Source organism: Tardiphaga robiniae, assembly GCF_013359755.1.
In the GTDB taxonomy this organism is placed as follows: domain Bacteria; phylum Pseudomonadota; class Alphaproteobacteria; order Rhizobiales; family Xanthobacteraceae; genus Tardiphaga; species Tardiphaga robiniae.
Genome location: NZ_JABMCJ010000077.1, coordinates 223,802 through 242,570 on the forward strand (window position 1 = coordinate 223,802; position 18,769 = coordinate 242,570).

The 18,769-nt window shown below is 63.9% G+C and carries 18 protein-coding genes; 6 read left to right on the plus strand and 12 right to left on the minus strand.

Annotation, left to right across the window (positions count from 1 at the left end):
- The first annotated feature begins 9 nt into the window (after positions 1-9).
- The 6 genes from HP556_RS09535 (at position 10) to HP556_RS09560 (ending at position 4,447) form a co-directional block, all read left to right on the plus strand.
- Positions 10-579, plus strand: coding sequence for a peroxidase-related enzyme (locus tag HP556_RS09535; protein ID WP_068738357.1), 570 nt, complete (start codon positions 10-12; stop codon positions 577-579).
- 76 nt (positions 580-655) lie between these two features.
- Complete coding sequence (locus tag HP556_RS09540; protein WP_093760258.1) at positions 656-1,342, plus strand: L-fuculose-phosphate aldolase; 687 nt, start codon at positions 656-658, stop codon at positions 1,340-1,342.
- A 33-nt stretch (positions 1,343-1,375) separates the two neighbouring features.
- Positions 1,376-2,335, plus strand: coding sequence for a sugar kinase (locus tag HP556_RS09545; protein WP_175366783.1), 960 nt, complete (start codon positions 1,376-1,378; stop codon positions 2,333-2,335).
- A gap of 39 nt (positions 2,336-2,374) precedes the next feature.
- The gene (locus HP556_RS09550; protein ID WP_175366784.1) at positions 2,375-3,121 is read left to right on the plus strand and encodes an SDR family NAD(P)-dependent oxidoreductase; all 747 of its coding nucleotides are present in this window, start codon (positions 2,375-2,377) and stop codon (positions 3,119-3,121) included.
- A gap of 328 nt (positions 3,122-3,449) precedes the next feature.
- Positions 3,450-3,869 carry a hypothetical protein gene (locus HP556_RS09555; RefSeq protein WP_175366785.1) on the plus strand — a complete coding sequence of 140 codons (420 nt, stop codon included), beginning with the start codon at positions 3,450-3,452 and terminating at the stop codon, positions 3,867-3,869.
- Positions 3,870-4,210: 341 nt separating this feature from the next.
- Positions 4,211-4,447 carry a hypothetical protein gene (locus HP556_RS09560; RefSeq protein WP_175366786.1) on the plus strand — a complete coding sequence of 79 codons (237 nt, stop codon included), beginning with the start codon at positions 4,211-4,213 and terminating at the stop codon, positions 4,445-4,447.
- Positions 4,448-4,801: 354 nt separating this feature from the next.
- Here HP556_RS09560 and HP556_RS09565 read toward each other — a convergent pair whose 3' ends face one another.
- From HP556_RS09565 to HP556_RS09620, 12 genes are all read right to left on the minus strand, one after another.
- Positions 4,802-5,077 carry a hypothetical protein gene (locus HP556_RS09565; protein ID WP_093760270.1) on the minus strand — a complete coding sequence of 92 codons (276 nt, stop codon included), beginning with the start codon at positions 5,075-5,077 and terminating at the stop codon, positions 4,802-4,804.
- A 520-nt stretch (positions 5,078-5,597) separates the two neighbouring features.
- Positions 5,598-5,909 (minus strand): hypothetical protein, encoded by a 312-nt coding sequence (locus HP556_RS09570; RefSeq protein WP_175366787.1) that lies wholly within the window; start codon positions 5,907-5,909, stop codon positions 5,598-5,600.
- 74 nt (positions 5,910-5,983) lie between these two features.
- Positions 5,984-6,226, minus strand: a complete 243-nt coding sequence (locus HP556_RS09575) for a hypothetical protein (RefSeq protein ID WP_175366788.1) — start codon at positions 6,224-6,226, stop codon at positions 5,984-5,986.
- Positions 6,180-6,629 carry a hypothetical protein gene (locus tag HP556_RS09580; RefSeq protein ID WP_175366789.1) on the minus strand — a complete coding sequence of 150 codons (450 nt, stop codon included), beginning with the start codon at positions 6,627-6,629 and terminating at the stop codon, positions 6,180-6,182. Before HP556_RS09580 ends, HP556_RS09575 begins: the two co-directional genes overlap by 47 nt.
- Entirely contained in the window at positions 6,629-7,579 is a 951-nt protein-coding gene (locus HP556_RS09585) for an N-acetylmuramoyl-L-alanine amidase (protein ID WP_175366790.1), read from the minus strand. The genes HP556_RS09580 and HP556_RS09585 overlap by 1 nt, the downstream gene beginning before the upstream one ends.
- Positions 7,576-7,938, minus strand: a complete 363-nt coding sequence (locus HP556_RS09590) for a septal ring lytic transglycosylase RlpA family protein (protein WP_175366791.1) — start codon at positions 7,936-7,938, stop codon at positions 7,576-7,578. Before HP556_RS09590 ends, HP556_RS09585 begins: the two co-directional genes overlap by 4 nt.
- A 62-nt stretch (positions 7,939-8,000) precedes the next feature.
- A complete protein-coding gene (locus HP556_RS09595) occupies positions 8,001-8,243 on the minus strand; it encodes a hypothetical protein (protein WP_175366792.1) in 243 nt (80 codons plus the stop codon).
- The gene (locus tag HP556_RS09600; protein ID WP_175366793.1) at positions 8,240-10,051 is read right to left on the minus strand and encodes a hypothetical protein; all 1,812 of its coding nucleotides are present in this window, start codon (positions 10,049-10,051) and stop codon (positions 8,240-8,242) included. Before HP556_RS09600 ends, HP556_RS09595 begins: the two co-directional genes overlap by 4 nt.
- A complete protein-coding gene (locus HP556_RS09605) occupies positions 10,048-10,833 on the minus strand; it encodes a hypothetical protein (RefSeq protein WP_175366794.1) in 786 nt (261 codons plus the stop codon). Before HP556_RS09605 ends, HP556_RS09600 begins: the two co-directional genes overlap by 4 nt.
- Before the next feature lie 55 nt (positions 10,834-10,888).
- Positions 10,889-13,492, minus strand: a complete 2,604-nt coding sequence (locus HP556_RS09610; RefSeq protein WP_175366795.1) for a hypothetical protein — start codon at positions 13,490-13,492, stop codon at positions 10,889-10,891.
- On the minus strand, positions 13,489-16,020 hold the full coding sequence (locus HP556_RS09615) for a hypothetical protein (protein WP_175366796.1): 2,532 nt from the start codon (positions 16,018-16,020) through the stop codon (positions 13,489-13,491). Before HP556_RS09615 ends, HP556_RS09610 begins: the two co-directional genes overlap by 4 nt.
- Positions 16,017-18,767, minus strand: a complete 2,751-nt coding sequence (locus tag HP556_RS09620) for a transglycosylase SLT domain-containing protein (RefSeq protein ID WP_175366797.1) — start codon at positions 18,765-18,767, stop codon at positions 16,017-16,019. The genes HP556_RS09615 and HP556_RS09620 overlap by 4 nt, the downstream gene beginning before the upstream one ends.
- Positions 18,768-18,769: the final 2 nt, after the last annotated feature.

Below are 18,769 nucleotides of genomic sequence, written 5' to 3' on the forward strand. Positions count from 1 at the left end.
ACACAAACCATGACCACCCCAGCCATCAGCCGCTTCCCCGTCCCCGAAATCTCCAGCCTGCCGGAGGACATCCGCACGCGCATCCTCGCGGTGCAGGAAAAGTCCGGCTTCGTGCCCAACGTGTTCCTGACGCTGGCGCACCGGCCCGACGAATTCCGCGCCTTCTTCGCCTATCATGATGCGCTGATGGACAAGCCAGGCCCAATCACCAAGGCCGAGCGCGAGATGATCGTGGTGGCCACCAGCAATGCCAACCAGTGCCAGTATTGCGTGGTGGCGCATGGCGCCATCCTGCGCATCCGCGCCAAGAACCCGCTGATTGCCGACCAGATCGCGGTGAACTATCGCAAGGCCGACATCACGCCGCGGCAGCGCGCGATGCTCGATTTCGCCATGAAGGTCTCGATGCAGGCTTACGAGGTCGGCGATGCCGATATCGAGGCGCTGAAGCGCCACGACTTCACGGAGGACGACGTCTGGGATATCGCTGCCATCGCCGCCTTCTTCGGCATGTCGAACCGGTTGGCGAATGTCACCAGCATGCGGCCGAACGACGAATTCTTCGCCATGGGGCGCTGACCCGCCTCGCACCGATATAACGATCGCCCGCAGCGGCCGGTAAGAGCCGCAGCGACGACTTTCGAGGAAACAAGCCATGACGCATCCAAGCGCCGCAGACGTCGCAACCCGACAGGCCATCATCGATGCCTGCCACGAAATGTCGGCTGCCGGTATCAATCAGGGCACGTCCGGCAATATCAGCGTCCGCACCGGGGACGGCATCCTGCTGACGCCGTCCGGTGTTCCCTATGACAGCATGCGGCCGGAAGACATCGTCGCGATGAAATGGGATGGCTCGTGGACGGCGCCGGCTGGCCGCGTGCCCTCGACGGAATGGCGTTTCCACCTCGACATACTCAAGGCCAAGCCCGAAACGAATGCCGTCGTGCACGCGCATCCGATCTTCTGCACGATCATCGCGATCATGAACCGCAGCATTCCCGCGATCCACTACATGATCGCGGCGGCCGGCGGCAACGACATCCCCTGCGCGCCCTATGCGCAATATGGCACCGCGGAACTGTCGCAAGCGGCACTGGAGGCGCTGCGCCATCGCCGCGCCTGCCTGCTCGCCCATCACGGGCTGATCGCCATCGGCCCCAATCTGCGCAAGGCGATGTGGCTTGCAGTGGAGGTCGAGGTGCTCGCCAAGCAGTATCACGGCTGCTTGCAACTCGGCACGCCGCCGCTGCTGCCGGATGCCGAGATCGACAGCATCCTGAAGCGATGGGGACAATACGGCCTGCGCGACACCGACGGCACGCCGAAAACCTCGACCTAACAAACCAGCACCAACAATTGCGAGACTTGCCACATGGCCCATCCCCACGACGTCAGCGTCTGCGGCACCTACATCCTGGACATCCTCGGCGTCCCCATCACTGAAATCCCGGCCGGCGGCGGCCGCGCGCTGATCGATGAGATCCGGCTCACGGTCGCTGGCACCGCGGGCGGCACCGTGGTGCCCTGCGCGCGCCTCGGGCTGAAGGCGCTCGCCGTCGGCGCGGTTGGCGCCGACGAGAAGGCCGACTGGGTGCTGAATGCGATGGAACGCGAGGGCATCGATATTTCGGTGATGGAGCGGATGGCCGGCGTGCCGACCTCCGCCACCATCCTGCCGATCCGTCCGGATGGCTCGCGCCCGGTGCTACATGCGCGCGGCGCCTCCGCGCGCTGGAAGATTTCGCCCGAAGCGCAGAAAGCCGCCTGCCGCAGCAAGGTGCTGCATCTTGGCGGCGTCGGCTCGCTGCTGGCGATGGACGGCGAGCCGACGGTGGCGCTTTTGCGCGATGCCAAGGCGGCCGGCTGCATCACCACCGTCGATCTCATCCAGGCACGCGGCGAGACGCTGGCACTGGTCGAACCGCTGATGCCCTATACGGACTTCTTCATGCCGAGCATCGACGAGACCCACGCGCTGGTCGGCACCGACGATCCCGCGGCCTGCGCGCAGTATTTCATCGGCAAGGGCGCCGGTGCCTGCGCGATCTCGCTCGGCGAACACGGCTCTTTCATCATGACGCGCGACGGGCGGCAGTTCACGGTACCGGCCTTCGAGGTGACGGTGCGCGACACCTCCGGCTGCGGCGATTCCTATACCGGCGGCTTCATCGCCGGCCTGGTCCGCGACTGGGACCTGCTGGACTGCGCAAAACTGGCGACAGCCACGGCCGCCATCGTCGCGACGGGGCTCGGTTCCGGCGCCAATCTCGTGTCCTTCGAGGAGACGGTCAAGGCGATGAACACGCTGCCCGTCCGCGGCGCACGCACCTAATCCATCCATCGACAGCTTTCATAGAAGCAGGAACATCACATGACCAGACATGCCATCGTCACCGGGGCCAGCCGCGGAATCGGACGTGCCATCGCCCTTGGCCTCGCCAAGCGCGGCTACAATCTCGCTCTGACGGACATCGCGTCGCAGGAGAGCACGCTGTTGGAGACCGTCACGGATGTGAAGAAGCTCGGCGGCAACTGCATTCCTGTTCTGGCAGATGTCAGCGAGCTCGAGGATTGCCAGCGCTCGGTTGCGGAAGCGGTCGCGGGTCTCGGCCATGTCGATGTTCTCGTCAACAACGCCGGCATCCTGCGTCTCGCGACCATCGAAGAAACCACGCCCGAACACTGGGACCAGACCTTCGCCGTGAACGTCCGCGGCGTGTTCCAGATGACCCAGGCGATGGTCGTCCACATGAAGGAGCGCAAATACGGGCGCATCGTCAACATCGCATCGCTGGCCGCGCGCACCGGCGGCCCCGGCCAGTCGCATTATGCCGCGTCGAAATCCGCTGTGGTGGGCTTCACGCGGGTCTCGTCGATGGAATTCGGTGGCCATGGCATCACGGTGAATGCCGTATGCCCCGGCATCATCCTCACCGAGATGGGCCGCAACAACCTGCGCGATCCGGAGCGGGTCACCTATTTCGAGAAGATCACCGACCTGCATCGGCTCGGCGAGCCGGAAGACGTCGTCGGCCCAGTCGCATTCTTCGCCTCCGACGATTCCGCCTTCGTGACGGGCCAGGCACTCAACGTGGATGGCGGTATCTTCTACAGCTAATCGACCTCAATCCGAGATCGACGCCCGGCAACGAACGCACGACCCTGCCGGACTTCGCGGACGTGCGTATCCGGGACCGCGCAATGATACGGCGGCCCCTGCTCCATACTCACAAACGATAACGCAGCGCTTCGACCAGACGCGTGAAGGCGGCGGTCGAACGTCGAAGCGATCCTGGACGCGCCTATCTGGACGTTAGGCTTGGAATTTTGGCGCGGTCAGAATGAGGTGACGCCTGGGCCGACAGCTTTTTTTGCCCCGCGCTGCAACCAACGAGGTTCACGGATGTTGCAGCATTTGCTGGGTGGCCGTCCATAGGAGCGCATCCATGTGTGATTACAGCCTGCACGCGGTCGCCAACCGTCCCGCAGAGGTGGCGGATAGGTTGGTATCGACAAGATTTCCTTCGACGACGACCAAAGGGTTCGCAAGCTTCGACGATCCAAACGTTGCGGTATGCCTTCGCCCTGGCACCGAGATCGCTTTTGAAGAAAACGTCCGAGTCGATGGATGGGTGTTTCGCCGCAACGTCAACGATCGACTAGCACGGTTTCGTCAAATTGACATGGGCCAGTATCACAATCACCACGACGCGCTGGAATTCTCAAATGGCAGGATTGTTCTCGTCACCGACCTGAGGCCCGGGCAGAAGGCAATCGTGCTGCAATTACCGGTCAGCCAGGCAATCCAGAAAACCAGGACCGCTGCGCCTGCAGCGACGCCGCGGGCCGCTCGGACCACTCCCTGACGAGCCGTATCGCCAGTAGGCAGAAGAAACCCGCCGGCGCAGCTCGGCGGGTTTTCATTGCATTGGCAGGGTCTTGGCTATGCTCGACGTCTCGCGGCATATCGCCGAACCGAACACCGCCACAGCCCGCTCGATACCCTCGGGCGTTTTTTCTTTGGCTCCCTTGAACCTTTCAGCCACGTCCATCGTACCAATTTGAACTGGGGATTTGAGGGCCCAGTGTTTAGCCAACGTCGCCGGGGCGATCATACTCCGCCCAGGGCGGCGTTGCGCGTGCGGTCTCCACCCGCCCTCACCCGCGGGCTTTTGCAGAGCCGCACGCCATCGGCTAGAATGACGGGATGACGAATACAAAAGCATGGCAGTCCAAGCTGCTCGACGAACCCAGGATCGGCTTTGTTGAAGAGCACGGTTCGCGCGCGGCCAATGCCGAGCGCGCCATGGTCGTCGAGCGCCGGCACAAACCGACGGCATCCCCTCGGACGCCTCCGAAACACGATCCTCTAGCGAAGATCCTGAACGAACCGCGCGTGGGCTTTGAGACTATCCATCGATCCGCCCCCAGGTCGCCAAAATGAAAGAGCCGCCCACTGAGGCTGCCTTACTGCTTGGGAAGCCTAAAACCAGATCGGTGCCGAAAATGAAAATACAGGCCGGCGCCTATTCCCAACACCCAGCATATCGTTGCGATGCCATGGATCATGTACTTCACCACAGGATGATCGTTGGGTATTCCGAACTGACTGACGCCCAGCACGAGCGCTAGACACAAGATTACCGTCGCCAGAATCCCGGCCGCCGACCCCGCGCAAAACCACAAAAAGAGCTTCATCTGCAGATAGTGGCCCGTCTGCCCCTAACGTTTCTTAAATTCGGCCACCGCGGTTTTCAAACCGGGCCGCTGAGGTCGCAAACCGGCCAGGACGAATAGTCTAGAGCTTCGCCTGGACCGTCCAGAATGATGCATCCTTATCGGACAGGTCATTGTGGATGGTGCTGTCGCTCGGGGCGTGTGGACGCAGCCGCCAGGCCTCCGAATTGATCTCCAATTCGAGCTCGCTGTGCGAAGCTGAGATCACCTTACCTGACACCCGACTTTTGTTTGGGTATTCGAGCGCAAGCGTTTCTCCCGGCGCCACCGATTTGGCGACGACAGAAATCACGGTACCGGTTTTGATATCTTTTCCGTTGATGAAGGCGCTGAGCATCGACAAACTCCCATTTGCTGCTTGGTGATTGGACTTGAATGCAAAGCGCGCCGCACGACGGCACCAGAATGCTGTTTCTCCAGATGTAGGAACGTGCACGCATCCCGGCGGTTCCACCTGGCCACCTCCCACAGAGGGCTCGGGACCAATAGAAAAATTCGGTCCGCGTTTTCGCTCGGGTTTGCAAAGAGCTCCGGAAAGGTCGCTACAGCGCGCGGAGGGGGCTCAACGGGTTTTCGACGTTTCTTCGTGGCTTGGCCGTCTGGTTGATGGTTGGCTCAGCGAAACACCAAAAGCAGGTGACCCGTCAGAATGACAGACGACGTCCGGTCGGAATGACTGACCACCGAAATTCTAACAATCTGATTTGTTGAGATTTTTTGGTGGGCGCACTAGGGCTCGAACCTAGGACCCGGTGATTAAGAGATACTTGGTTCACCTGCTCTATCAATGACTTACGTGTCGCACCACAGAGCTTTTCCGACGAAATCCGGCGTTTGTCGCACGGCGTGTGGCACGGTCAATGCGGCGGGAATTTCGGCGTGATCGAGATCCAGTTTGCGAGTGCCCAGGTGAGTAACGAGCCCAGCCCGACGCCGCCGATGCCGATCGCCGCCCATATGATCTTACCCAGCGTCTGCGCTCCCTTGGCCTGCTGCCGGGCATTGTCGAAGGCCTTCACTGAAGGCGCGAGCACAGCGACCTCCTTGCTGAGGCCACCCACCTGATTTTGTAGTCCGGTCACCTCAGCCTTCACCGCTTCGAGCTTCTGATAGACCTCGCGGCGGCCGGCCGAGGCTGAGGCTTCCTGACCTCGCCATGTGTCTGTCATCAATTTTACAGTCCCGGTCAGCTCGCCAACCTGGCTGCAAAGGTCCCGAATGGCGGCCTGCGTATCCGCGTCGCTCACAGCCGGCCGGCCTTCATCCGCTCGCGCTGGCGCACCTGGCAGGTCCGCGTCGCGTCCAGATTGGTGTTGGCCGTGTCGAGCGCCACGGCATATTCGCCGACCGTCACGCGCGGATCGGTTTCGATCGTCGGTTCCGGATGGTCGACGGTTTGCGCCAGCTGCTCGCAGGACCGCGAGATCTGCACCGATGTACTAGCGGGTGTGACGCCGGAGCTGGCGCAACCGCTGAAGATCGTCATCAGTGAAAGTGCACTTACCGTCCGGACGGCCAGTGAAGCTTTTGCGGTAGTCATCCAACTCTCCTTTGATGGCTGCCGCCCTGGTCTCGGCCTCCTCCTTCAGGCGCTCGGCGTCCTGCGCCTGTGCCTCCTGTTGCTCCAACTGATTGCGCGACCATTCAAGCTCGCCCTTCAATCGCTTCGTTTCAGCGCGCTCGTCCGACAGGCGATGCCCGATCAGCAGTCCCAGCAGGAACAGCGCGACATAGCCGATGGCCGTGGCGAGCTTCATCCAGTGATCGATGGTGGGGATCCAACGGATCAACGGCACGTGGCTGACCACGATACAGGCCAGCGCCACGATGCCGACGATCGCCAGCACCAGGTTCGATGTCGCAACGGTCCAAAACAGATCGACAAGCATCACTGCACCAGGCTGCGGCGATAGATGATGTAACCGCAGCAGGCGATCACGATGAATGCGCAGATCACCGCCAGCGATCGCCAGTCACTCAACAGGCCGACAACGGAGGTTAGGCCCATGCCGGCTGTCGCCTGGGTAATCCGGCTCTTGGCCAGGCGCCAAAGCGCGGGAACGCCGCCTGCACTCTCGTCGGTGTCGCGGGTGCCGATCGGCGCGGCGTAGTCGGTGCCGGGCGTGACGGGCGCGAGCTCGTCGCCGCCGCCGGCGCTCTCGTCGCCCTCCGCCGGCGCCGGTGCGTCGTCTGCGATCTCTGCAAAGGTGACCGGCTTGGTGAAGCGCAGCAGCGGCGAGAGATCCCGGCGCAGCTGCTCCAGCGGAAACAGCGGATTGGTGTCGACCTTGCGACCCGGCGAGATCAGCCAGTGGGTGACGATCTCCTTGATGCCGTAGCTCTTGCACAGCCCCTCGCACAGATCATGCACCGCTGCGACCTGCGCATCGGTATAGGCGAGCCAGAAGCCGTCGCCGTGCGCTGCCGTCTTGGCGCGCTTCACGACCAGCGACGGATCCTTGTTGGTGTCATAGGTGCCGACGCCCTTGTAGACGCCAGGCGAGACCACCTGCAGCTTGCCCGGATTGACGATCTCGATGCCGATCGAGAAACCGTTGAGCAGCGGACGCCCGGCCCAGATCGACTGACCGGCATGCCAGGCCTTGACGTTGAATGGCACCAGCTGCGTGATCTTGCCGTCGCGGCCGATCACCACATGCGCCGACACCTTGCTGATCGGATCGGTCAGCCAGGAAATCGGGCCGCTGTCATTGAGGCCCGACGCCGTATCGTGCAGCACGATATATTCGGGGACGAGCTTGCCGCCGATATTCGGACTGGCCTTGAAAGGCAAAGGCACGCCGCTGCGATAGCCGCGGCCGTTCTGAATAGCGATCATGGGACGACCTCAATGGTGACAGGCCCGACGCCGGCGGCGACGAGATCGAGGGAGCGGGCAATGCCGAGAGAGACATCGAGTGTGCGCGGCGGTTGGAGCCGATGAGACGGACCGCGATCGTTGACACGGCATACGGCCGTGCGGCCGCGATAGGTCACGCGCAGCAGTGTGCCGAAGGGGTAAGTGCGATGGGCGCAGGTGCGGCCGAGCGGGTCGAAGCGCTCGCCGTTGGCCGTATGCGTTCCGCTTTCGGAACCGTAATAGCTGGCAACATCGCCCGCGAACGCATGGGGCGAGAGAGCGGACAGGAGAAGTCCACCAAAGACCCAGCTACAAATCCGTGACGTGATAAGTCGCATCCTGTCCGCCTCTCGCTATGCGCGAGAATGCGGTCGGATGCGCAGTGTCAAGCGTAGGAAGTTCACGCCAGGCCGAGTGCGACCTTCAGGTCGTCGACCGTCAACCCCGCAGCAGCGAGACGCTCGGCGACTGTCAGTTCCGCCGGCGGCAGCGCCGCCATCCGTACGACTTCAGCCTCGATCGCCGCGTCGGTTGGCCGCTGGATATCGGCGCTTAGCCATTCGAGCGTCGCGAGATCGCCACTGTCGAGCAGCGTCCACTCCGCGTCCGGGCACAGGCTGGCGATCGCGCTAGGAAGGCTCATGACATCAACTCCTCGACCTTCATGCCGCCATTGCCCCCGGAGGTGTTTTCCGGGAAGCGGGTGGTGTTGGTAGCTTGCGCCTTGATCTTGATCATATAGGCCGGCGTGGTCGTGTTGGGCGCGTCCAGCCATTCGCCGGACAAGGGACCGACCAGTGAGGCCGACGCAACATTCAGAAATTCGATATATTCGGGACCTATTTGCGTGGCTCCGCGATGCAGCCCGGCATAGACCGCCGCCGACGAATTTGCGCCGCTCAAACCGCCCCACCAGCTCACCTTGGCGATATTTGCCGCGCTCTTGAGCGTCGGCGAGACTGTCACACCGGTGTTTTGGTAACTGGTCGCCGTCGTCGATGTCGTCGTCGACGTCAGCATCTGTGTCACCTCACCGACCGGCTCGCCGGGCTTCGGAACGCCTGGGCCGTAAAGCTGCATCCATGACGGTGCGATGCCCCAGGTGCCAACAGCCGCAAGGCCCGCTTCATAGGAAGCGACGCCGATGATGCAGTAATATTTCGAGGCGACGGCTGTGCCGGTATAGAACGTGCCGGCATTGTCGGCCCCGCCAGCGCCGCCTTCTGCCGTGGATGAGGCCGGGAACGCTTCGTTGAGCCCGGAGAGCACCGTGCCGGTCCAGCAGTTCTTGAAGCCGAGCCGGACGGTGCCGGCGTCGTCGAACGCAACGAGCCACAGATGAAACGCCACACTGTTGATAGCGCCCGCAGACGACCCCGACGATATAACGATTGAAAGAGCGGCGGTCACGGCGCGGATGACGTAGCCGCCGCCACCGGTGTTGAATACGAAGAACACGGGATCCGCAGAGGTCGGGTCGGTTCCTGCGAGCGTCTTGACGGCATATGTCGCGGCACCGCCAACGCGGCTTTCGACGAACGTGCCGTTGATCATGCCGACGCGCGCCCCCAGCGCCGAAGGTGCAAGCGTCTGCGCGGTCACTGCGCCGGCAGCGACCGCGGCACCCGCCGTTGACGACACGAGCTTCCAGCGCGCGTCAGTCCCGTCATATCGCAACAGCGCAGCCTGCTTGCCGGCAAGGGTGACATCGTTGCCGAAATCAAAGCGATTGGCGGCCGTCGATCCGGCATCGGCATTTTTGAGCACGAGCGGATTACTGCCGACATTGATGATCATCTTCATCGCGCCGTCGCGCGGATCGACAAGACCCGTGAGATTGCGCGAGGCATCCGTGGACAGGCGCAGCGTGGTCGCGAGCGCAACGCTGGTCGGCGCATAATCGTTCGTGTTCGCCGTGATCTGCGCAGGCGATATGACGCCCGTCAACAACAGCTCTTGCGGGATGGTGGCGAACTTGACACCGCCGGAGGTCCGCATCCAACGGCTGTCGGTCGTCGAATACTGGATCTCGACCGCAGCGTTCGGCCGCATGACAATGTCGGCCTCGAACAGAAACCGATTGGCCGCCGTCGACGATGCCGAGCTGTTCGCGAGCGTGATCTCGAACGATCCGCGATTGATCAGTTTGATGTTGCGCCCGAACGCGCCGCCGGCGATGCCGGTGATCGTACGCGCCGCGTCCGAATTCAGCAAAATGGTTTCCGCGATGGATAGATCTGTTGGATTGTAGTCGTTCTGGTTGGCCGTGATCTGCGCTGGGATGAGCGGGTAGCTATAGCCCCAACGCTTATGCAGGTAGCCGCCAAGTGTAGCGCCGTCGCCCATGCGCAGAGCTTTGAGGGTCTGATCCCACCACAACTCACCGTCGGCGGGCGTTCCAGCCTGACAGTTGGTGCGCGTGTCGCGGCGACGCTGGACGATGATGCTCATGTAACGGTCCCATAGTCACGGGTTTCGGTTGGGGCATCGGCGACGAAGCCATAGTCGGTCACGGCAAGTGCTGCGAGAACGAGCGCGGCCGCCGCCTGAGATTTACGCGACCAGTGATAGGAGGAATATTCAGCGCCCTGCACAGGCGTGTTCTCGGCGGTGTCCGACCATGCCTGCGCCTTGTCACGCGCCGCTTCCGCGCCGGTTTTGTATCCGAGCGCTTCCATGGCCGATGCAGCCGCTGCAGCTGCGGATGCCGCGCACTGAATTACGTAGTTCTGCAGATTGAGAATGCCGGTGACGGTCAGCACATAGAACTTGGTTGCCAGATCGCTATCATCGATCGGATCGGCCGCCTTGATCCGCCGCGGGCGGAAATCGACCACGTCGTCGGACGTGAAGAAGGGACCGACAGAGCGGACTACCCTGGACTTCAACTCGCCGAGCAGCCGGAATGCGCGATCGAACAGAACGCCGTGTACAGTCGCATTGTAGCGATGCAGGTTCTCGAAATTGGTGCCCTGGACGGCGTCCGTATTGCGCTCGAACGTCATCGTCTTCGGTGCAACCGGCAAAGCGATCGGGGTTACCGAGACGTTCAGTGCGCTGTCGAGCGAGACGTTGAAGTGCACGCCGCGCGTCAGAGGGACCGGCAAGCCGTCGGCGTCGAGATAGCTGACCTCGACGTCGTCGATGTGCTCGGCCGTAAAGCCCGGGGTAAAGGCCGTCTCGCCCCCGGACCAGAGCAGTTCGGCATATGCGGCTTCGGTTGGCACAGTCATGACGCCAACCTAGCGGCGCACGGGCGTCGTCAAGCGTGGTCAGGACGCGCCGGGCCTATCGGCCCGAGAGCACCGCCCCGAAGTCCGGCGCCCGGCGCGCTTCCGTCTGGCCCGGCGGCAGCCAGTAGGTCTGACCCCAGTCTTTCTTCGCCTGTGCCTCGATCCGGCTGAAGCGCTCGCGCGCGCGCGGATCCGCCATCAGCGCCAGTTGATCCATCACGCCGCGCTGGAACGCCAGGCGCGTGAACCATAGCGACGAGCCCGGGATATGCCGGCCGAGGGCATACAAGGCATCGCCTGCGAAGTGCGTCTCGTTGCCCTTCCCCGCCTGCTGGATGTTCTTGATGACGAAATCGCCAAGGATGCTTTCCGCCGACGCCGCCAATGGCCCGGCCATGGTCGCCGCCCAGCTGTTGCCCTGCTTGGTCTGATCCAGAAACAGGATGTCGCCGAACACGCCGAAGCCGCCGCCCTGCAGCGTCGCCTTGCCCCAGGCGCGCAGCCCGTTGCCCGTGGTCGGATCCAGCGACAGCGGATCGCGGCCGCTGGCGATCTCCTTGGTCTGCATCGAGACGACGCCCAGCGCCGTCATGGCGGCGAAGGCGAGCGCAGAATGGCCGAGCCGGGTGCCGTCCCAACCGCGGGCGGCCGCGCGCGAGAAATGCATCATGACGAAGGTCGCCGGGAACGAGCGATACATCGACACGGCGCGGCGCGTTTCGCCGCCGAGCGAGCCCGGTTTGCTGTCGCCGATCATCATCGCGCGCGTCACCGGATCGCCTTCGATCACGGCGTAGTCCATTTCGGTGTCGATCATGCGCTGGAATTTATCGGCCGCAGCAATATGCGCCTGCGTGCCCCCTTCGCGGATATCAACCGGCCGCAACAGGACGGCATCGGGACGAGGTGCATGCGGCTCTGTGCTGCGGATCAGGTTCCAGTCAGCATCGGCTATGCCGTAGCGCGACAGTGCGCCGCGGAATTCATCGGACAGGCCGGCGAAGTCGGTACCGCGCTCGCGCGCCACATGCGCCATCATCTCCAGCCCGAAGGCGCCGCGCAGCATCGCGGTCCATTTGCGCAGGCCCGATGCACGGATGTTGGCACTGGAGAGTTTCTGCGCCAGCCCCGTGCGGATCTCTTCGCCCATGATGCGATCGCTCTGCCCGGCAGCATGCGCCAGGCTGTCGAATACCAATCCTTGCTGCGCAATAAAGACCTCGCTGCCCTTCTCGGTCATCATCGAGACGGCGCGATTGATCGTGTTCATGACCGGCAGGCCGTTGAAGCGAGCGACCATCGCAAGCGAGCCGGGATCCGTGAATGACGAAATGATCGCGCTGCCGAGCTGGGTGGCGGACAACCAGTGCCGGGCATCGGCCATCGCGGTCGCGAACGTCGTGTTGACCGGCGTCTGATTGGTGCCGGTCACCTCGGCATAGAGATCATCGAACAGGCGCTTTTCGAGCTTCACCCGGCTTTCAATGCCGCGATTAGCCTTGACGGTCGCCGCGATCTCTTTCGCCGTCGCTTTGTCGCCGGCCTTGACCGACAGACGCGCGGCCTCGCGATCAAGAAGGTTGTGGATAAACTGCTTCGTTGCGTCCGGGTTCGGGCCAAGCACCCGCAGCGCCGCGATGTCATCGGCCATGCCCTTGATGTGTCCGGTCATGGTATCGAACACGCTCTGGTGCGTGCCGACGGCCTCCGCCACGGCCAGCCAGCTTTCGGCATCCTTCCATGCAAAGAAGCGTGCCATGTCGCGCTGATTGGCCAGCATCGGCCGACCCGACCGCGCGGCCGTCACCGCGCCCTGCGGTCCGTCGATGATATCGGCCGTAACGCTGTCGAGAAGCTGGGCAAACCGCGCATCGCCCATCGGCTCGCCAGTTGCCCAGTCCAGCATGTCGCGACGGTCGATATTGTCCCGCACCAATTGCTTGAAGCGATCGGCGCCGAGCGCGCGCGCCTTGTTGGCGTCGATCGACGGGTTCGGCAGCCGCCACGTCTCCCGTTCACCCAACGCGCCGCCGGCGGCGCTATACTGATCCGCAAGGCTCTTGGCGACGTCGCCCCATGCCTTTGCCGCTGTCGCCGCTTCGCCCTCGGCACCTTCGCCATAGAGCGCGCGCAGCACGTCCAGCTCGCGCGTCGCCTCCGGCGCGAAGCCAAGTTTCTTCGGCCGCAGATATTCCATCGCATCGGCGAAGGCCGCATGCGCGACGCCGCGGATGTTGCGCGCAAGATAATGGACGTTGTTCCAGCCGGAGATCTCGAACGGGTCGCGGGCCAGCAGCGAGCGCACGGCAAAGCCGAGTGTGGTCTGATCCTTGCCGAGCGTCGGCGGCGCCTTGTTGCCGAAACCGAGATCGCCAGGCGTGGCGCGCAATTCAACCACCTTCGCCTCATAGGCGGCCGCGGCGCGCATGACGCTGGATTGCGCAACGATGCTGCCGCGCGTGAGATCCGCCTTGCGGGCAGCTTCTGCCGTTGCGATCTCCGCGGCATCGAGCGCCGCCTGCCGGGCACCTGCGGCGTCGCCGAGCGTCGCCTGATGCTCCGCTTCGAAGGCGTTCATCATGTCGAGGATCTGGCGGCCGGATCGCGACGATACCTTGCCGGCGGAGATCTTGCGCACGAAACATTTGCGAGCGGTCAAAACGGTGCCTCCTCTGCAGCGCCGACGATGCAGGCGTTGAGTTCATCGGCGGCGCGCGCGTCTTCCTCGACCTCGCGAAGCGCGTCGCTGGCTTTCAGCGTGCGCATGGTGCCGTCCGGATTGATGAGAGTAATTTCGAGATCGCCGCCGGCATCTTCGAGCGCGCGGGCGGCATCGGCCGCAAGGGCCGGGTCGCCTAGCTGGCGCGGCGTTCCAGCGCCATCGCCAGCGTCTCGTGACGCTGCGCCATCTTTTCCGCTGTCGCCTTGTCCGGCGCGTTCGGCTTGCCGGCGTTGCTGCGGATCAGGCGTGCCATCGCGCGATGCTGTGCCGAGTTCATCAGCGTCCCAGCCTGCGATTTTTCCGAGTTCGGCATCTGCTTGTCTGGCCGCAGCCAGTCCCTCGTAGCGTTCCGCGTCCTCCATGATAGCACGTTCATAGGCGGACAACAGATCGGTTTCTTTTTCCTGGCGGACGATTTGTACCACCCGATCGGCAATGGCCTGGTCGATGCGGGTGTCGCCGGCGCCGGTGTCGTATAGTTCCTTTTCCAGCGCGCCGACGATGGCATGCGCTTCCTGCCCGTCGTCGATGGCGGCTTCCCGGGCCTGGCCGGGCTTGTAGAGCTTTTGCCCGCGGTTCTCAGCGTCGAGCCGATCCAGCAGATCGTTCGGCGTCAGGCCGAGATCGCGGCGCCCGGCGAGCCCAAGCGTGCCGTTGTCCGGTCCGTCCATGTCGCGCGGATCGACCAGATAGCCCGCATCTTTTGCCGCGCGCAGCGCGTCATCGAGCGACTTTCCACCCTTGCGGATCAGCGGGCCGAAGCCCGGCACGAATGGCCCGCGCGCGGTGCCGTAGATCGCTGCCAGTTCGGGATCAGGCTTCAAGCCGCCCTGGCTGACGATGAACTCATTGAGCGAGAAGGTTTCGGGGTCCGCTGCGGCGCGACCGCGGGGAGCTTTTGATTTTAGCTCGGTCACCCGACCATCGGCATCCGGAATAAACCTATATGTCTTGATGACATATTCGGCGGGATTACCTGCAAACGTCCAAGGCTCAGTCCGCGTCCGCACCAGTTTGAATTCGCCCGGAGGCAGCATCCGCTCCAGCTCACCAGCGTTCGCTCCAGCGTGCGGGCCAGCATCAAATACTTTTGTGTTCGCGGGAACGATGATTTCACTCAATGGCAAGCGTGGCGGACCGCCTCCGTCCTGGGGCATCCTTTCTAGCTCGACGTCATTTCGCGATGTTGCAAATGACTGTGCCCCGAGCCGATCTGAAACGGAGGTCGCCTGTAGCTTTCTTTGCAGATCCGGTGCCCCGGGCCACTCACCACGATAGAATGTGGTTTCGGCCTGCAGCGGCTGACCGAAGCGATACACCGCTTCTGGCAGCAGCGAGAGGTTAGCGCCGGCGTCGGCACCTGACGCCCATTTACTGACCTCGGCCAGCACGTCGGCGTCGGAAGGGCCGGCCATCTTGCTAGGTGATCCGGCCAATTCGATCCGGTCTGCCGCGTCGTCCACCTTGACCGCGTGATCGAGCCGACCCTCCGCCGTATCGACCGGCGACATGACGTCGACGACGTGGTCGCGCTCGGCAAGATCTCCGGCGGCGTGGAAATCGTCCGGCGCAAACTGCTCGACCGACCGCTGCGGCGTCAATGCACCGGCCGGAGCCGGATCAGGAGATGCCGCGGGCGCCGTGCCGGACTCACCGATGCGTGTTTCGGCCGCCGGGGGCACGATGACGCCCTCGGCCGGCGCGGATGGTTGTACGGCCTCCGCAGGCCGTTCCCCGCGCAAGGCGCGAAGCCCGCGGCCGGCGACATGGAATAGGCCCGACAAAGCGGCGCCGCCGACGCCGGCTTCGAAGATATTGCCCGCGGCCCGGCCGAAACCGCTGTCGACGCCCAATCGCTCGCGCTGCGGCTCGATGACGGGCTCGACGATCGCCTGTGCGGCAGCATTGGCGCCGGCCTCGCGGCCGATGGTGGCGAGCAGCGAGGCACCGCGCGCGGCACCGAGCGGTGCGGTCGCGACCATGGCGGCGACGTTGACGGGGTCCGCCGCCTGGCGCGCGACGCCGGCGATGAAAGCCGTGGCATGGGCTGACAGACCATAGGTGGCGTTACCGATGTCGTCGGCATCCGCCTCGATCTTCTGCGCCTTCTTCGCGGCGTTGAGCCGGATGTCCTTCAGCGGCTCGATCGTCTTGCGCTTGTCCTCCGGCAGCGTATCGGCGAGTGAGCCGAGCAGCCGGATATCCTCGGCCTGGGTGACACCGGCGCCAAGCTTGACGCCCATCTGTGCGGCATAGTCCGCGATCGGGCGGCCCGATGCGGTTTCGATGGCGGTGACGAGATCCGCGCGCGCGTCGCCGAACGGCTGACCGACGCCGGCGATAGTATCGAGCGAAGTCCGCTTCCACTCGCTGTCCCACACCTGGCCGAGCGTCGCCGGCTGCTGACCACCAGGCGAGCGCGACAATTCGGCGAGATAGCTGGATGCGTCGTTTTCCCAACTCATGGCGCTACACCGTCAGTGTCGAGCCGGGTCTGCTGGATCCGGTCATTGATCTCGGCGCGGGTGGCGGCGCGTCCTCGCTGATAGGCAGATAGCTGCCCGGGCGCCGTGTTCTTCAGCATCGACATGTCGATCACCAGCGGGCGATTTGGCACGTTCGGATCCGGCGCCTGCCAGACCGGCACTTCCTTGCCGCCGGCGCCTTGCGGCAGCACCACGACATAGCGCGAACCGCCGGGCTCCAGCTGCTTCAGCACCGCGCGCGACGACAGGAACGATCCGCTGTAAGGCTTGCCGCTCCGATCGTAGGCGCCGCCGAACTGATCTAACGACGTGTCAGTGAGCGCATCGAGCGCGCCGGTGAACTGCCCAGCGGTCATGCCGGGAGGTGCCGCGGTCTTGACGCCGTTGCGCTTGACGATCGGCCCGGCCACGTCCTCGATGGCCTTCTCGATCGCGCCGCTGTCGGTCGCGTCATAAAGCGCACTGCCACGGCGGGCGACGTAGAGCGAGAGCGCCGCGTCGATCACCGAGCCCTGCTGATCCGGCGACACATAGATCTGTCCGCCGAGCTTGTTTGACAGCGCGGTGCGGACGTCGCCCGTCTTGTTCTTGACGCCCTCGGTCTGCGCCAGCTGCTGGCCGCGGAAGATCTCGCGCGCCAGCTCCGGCCGGGTGCGGGCAATCTGGCCGACAAACTGCGTACCGCCATCGGTGCCGGCGATCTGCTTCAGTGTGTCGCGATAGACGTTCTCCGGCAACGACACCGCAAGCGACTGCACGATGCGGAATTTGTCGTCGGCGCCGGCGCTGTCGTACCGTTCCTTGAGTGCGGTCGCCTCCTCCGGCTTCAGCGCCGCGGCCGAGCCGAGATAGATCTTCGCCGACGTCGCCGCCTGCTGCCCGCGCACTGCCAGCGTCTCGCGGAATTGCGGGCTGTCCGGATTGGCCGTCGGGTCGATCGCAACCGGCTGATAATAGCCGCCGCGCTCACCCAGCGAGATCGGATCGGTGTCGCGGCGTTTTGCGACTTCATCGCGAACCGCCTTGAACGCCTTGAGCTGCTGCGTCATCGCCGTCGTCACGTTCGGCGACGACGCGACCGCGCTCTCCAGCTGCGACACCATGCCATCGAGCATCGCCGGCGCCGTCTTCCAGGCCTGCTGAATATAGGGATGCATCTGCAGCGCCTGGTCGAGCGCGCGGATGTTCTCGGCCGCGGCGCGGTCGCCCTTGTCGGCACTGGCCTGCTGGACCGCACGCCAGCCGGCAATGCGCGCAGGATCGGCATTAAGCCCTTGCTGCAGGATGTTCGGCAGCTCATCGGTCGCCGCGATCGACGACGCCTGTACTGCCAAATTGCGCGCTTCCTGCGCCTGCTGCTGCGTGATGACGGCGCCGATGCCGTTGACGGCGCGGCCGAGCGACGCCGGCGACGAAAACGCCACATCCATCGGCGCGCCGGAATTCTTGTAAAGATTGTTGACGTAGTTCCTTGTTTCCTTGAAATCGATGACGCTGGCGAGTTGCGCGGGCGTGAAGGTCACACCGAACTGCGCTTCCGCCGCCGCCTTCCAGCGGTCGGCATTTGCGGGCCCGGCGTTGTAGGCGGCCGCGGCAAGGCCGATATTGCCTTCATAGCGCACGCCCATTTGCCGGAAATAGGTTCGGCCGAGTTGCAGATTGAGGCCGGGATCGGACTTCAAGCGTGCTTCGAGATCGGCATCGGACAATGCGGCAATCTCGGTCTTGCCGAGCGACCTCGCTACATCGCGCGCTGTGCCGGGCAGGATCTGCGCCAAACCAATCGCGCCCTTGCTGGACACCAGATCCGGCTGCCCTGTGTCGTTCTCCAGCTTGCGGATCCCGGTGTCGAAGATCTTATCGAGCTGATCAGGTGTCGACACCCGGCCGACAGCCAGCGCGGTCCCGACCGGATCGAAGGACGCGCGCGGCACCCATGTGGTCAGTTGATTGTCATCCGCGCGGCCGATCGCCTGCTGGATGTAGGCCTGGCGCGTGACCGGATCGAGCGACGGAAACGCTTTCGGATCGTTCAGCCGCCGCAGCGCCGTGGCCGGGTCCGACTGAACGACCGACATGGCGTCGGCATTGTCGAGCTGCTGCTTGAACTTCAGACCCCGCGCGGTCGCGGTCTTGGCATCGATCCAGCCCGCACCATAGAGCCGGCTTACTTCTCCGGCATATTCGTCGATCACCGCAACCTTGGCGACGTCAGATGGTGCGGTCACCGCGCGGCGCAGCGCGTTGCCTTCGAACGTATCCAGCGACGACACGTTAATATCGCGCTGCTTGGTGAACGACGACGCCCGTACCGTGCCCGCGCTCTCGATTGATGTCCGCTGCATCTGCAGCGCGGTCCGTGAGCGCAACTGAGGATCGTCGATGCCTTCGAGGCGCAGCGACTTCTGAGCGTCCAGCTCGCCGCGAAACCGTTCCTCCGACGTCGCATAGTCAGGATCGTTGAGATATTTCTGGGTCAGCTTGTCGTTGTCGTCGAGGAACCCCGACAGCGCCTCTGTCGCCTTGGTGTGCTGGATGCCTTCGTTCAGCTTCGCGGCTACCGTGGCCAGCTCGTTGCCAAGCGCGCTGGTCGCCGCACCGACGGCCGTCGACGCAGGTCCGCCCGACAGGTTCGGGACCGAAATCAGCGGCGTGGCCGTAACGGCCGGGATCGGCCCGTTGCCGGGCGACACGCGCGATTGATAGTCTGGGAGTTCGCCTGCCATGG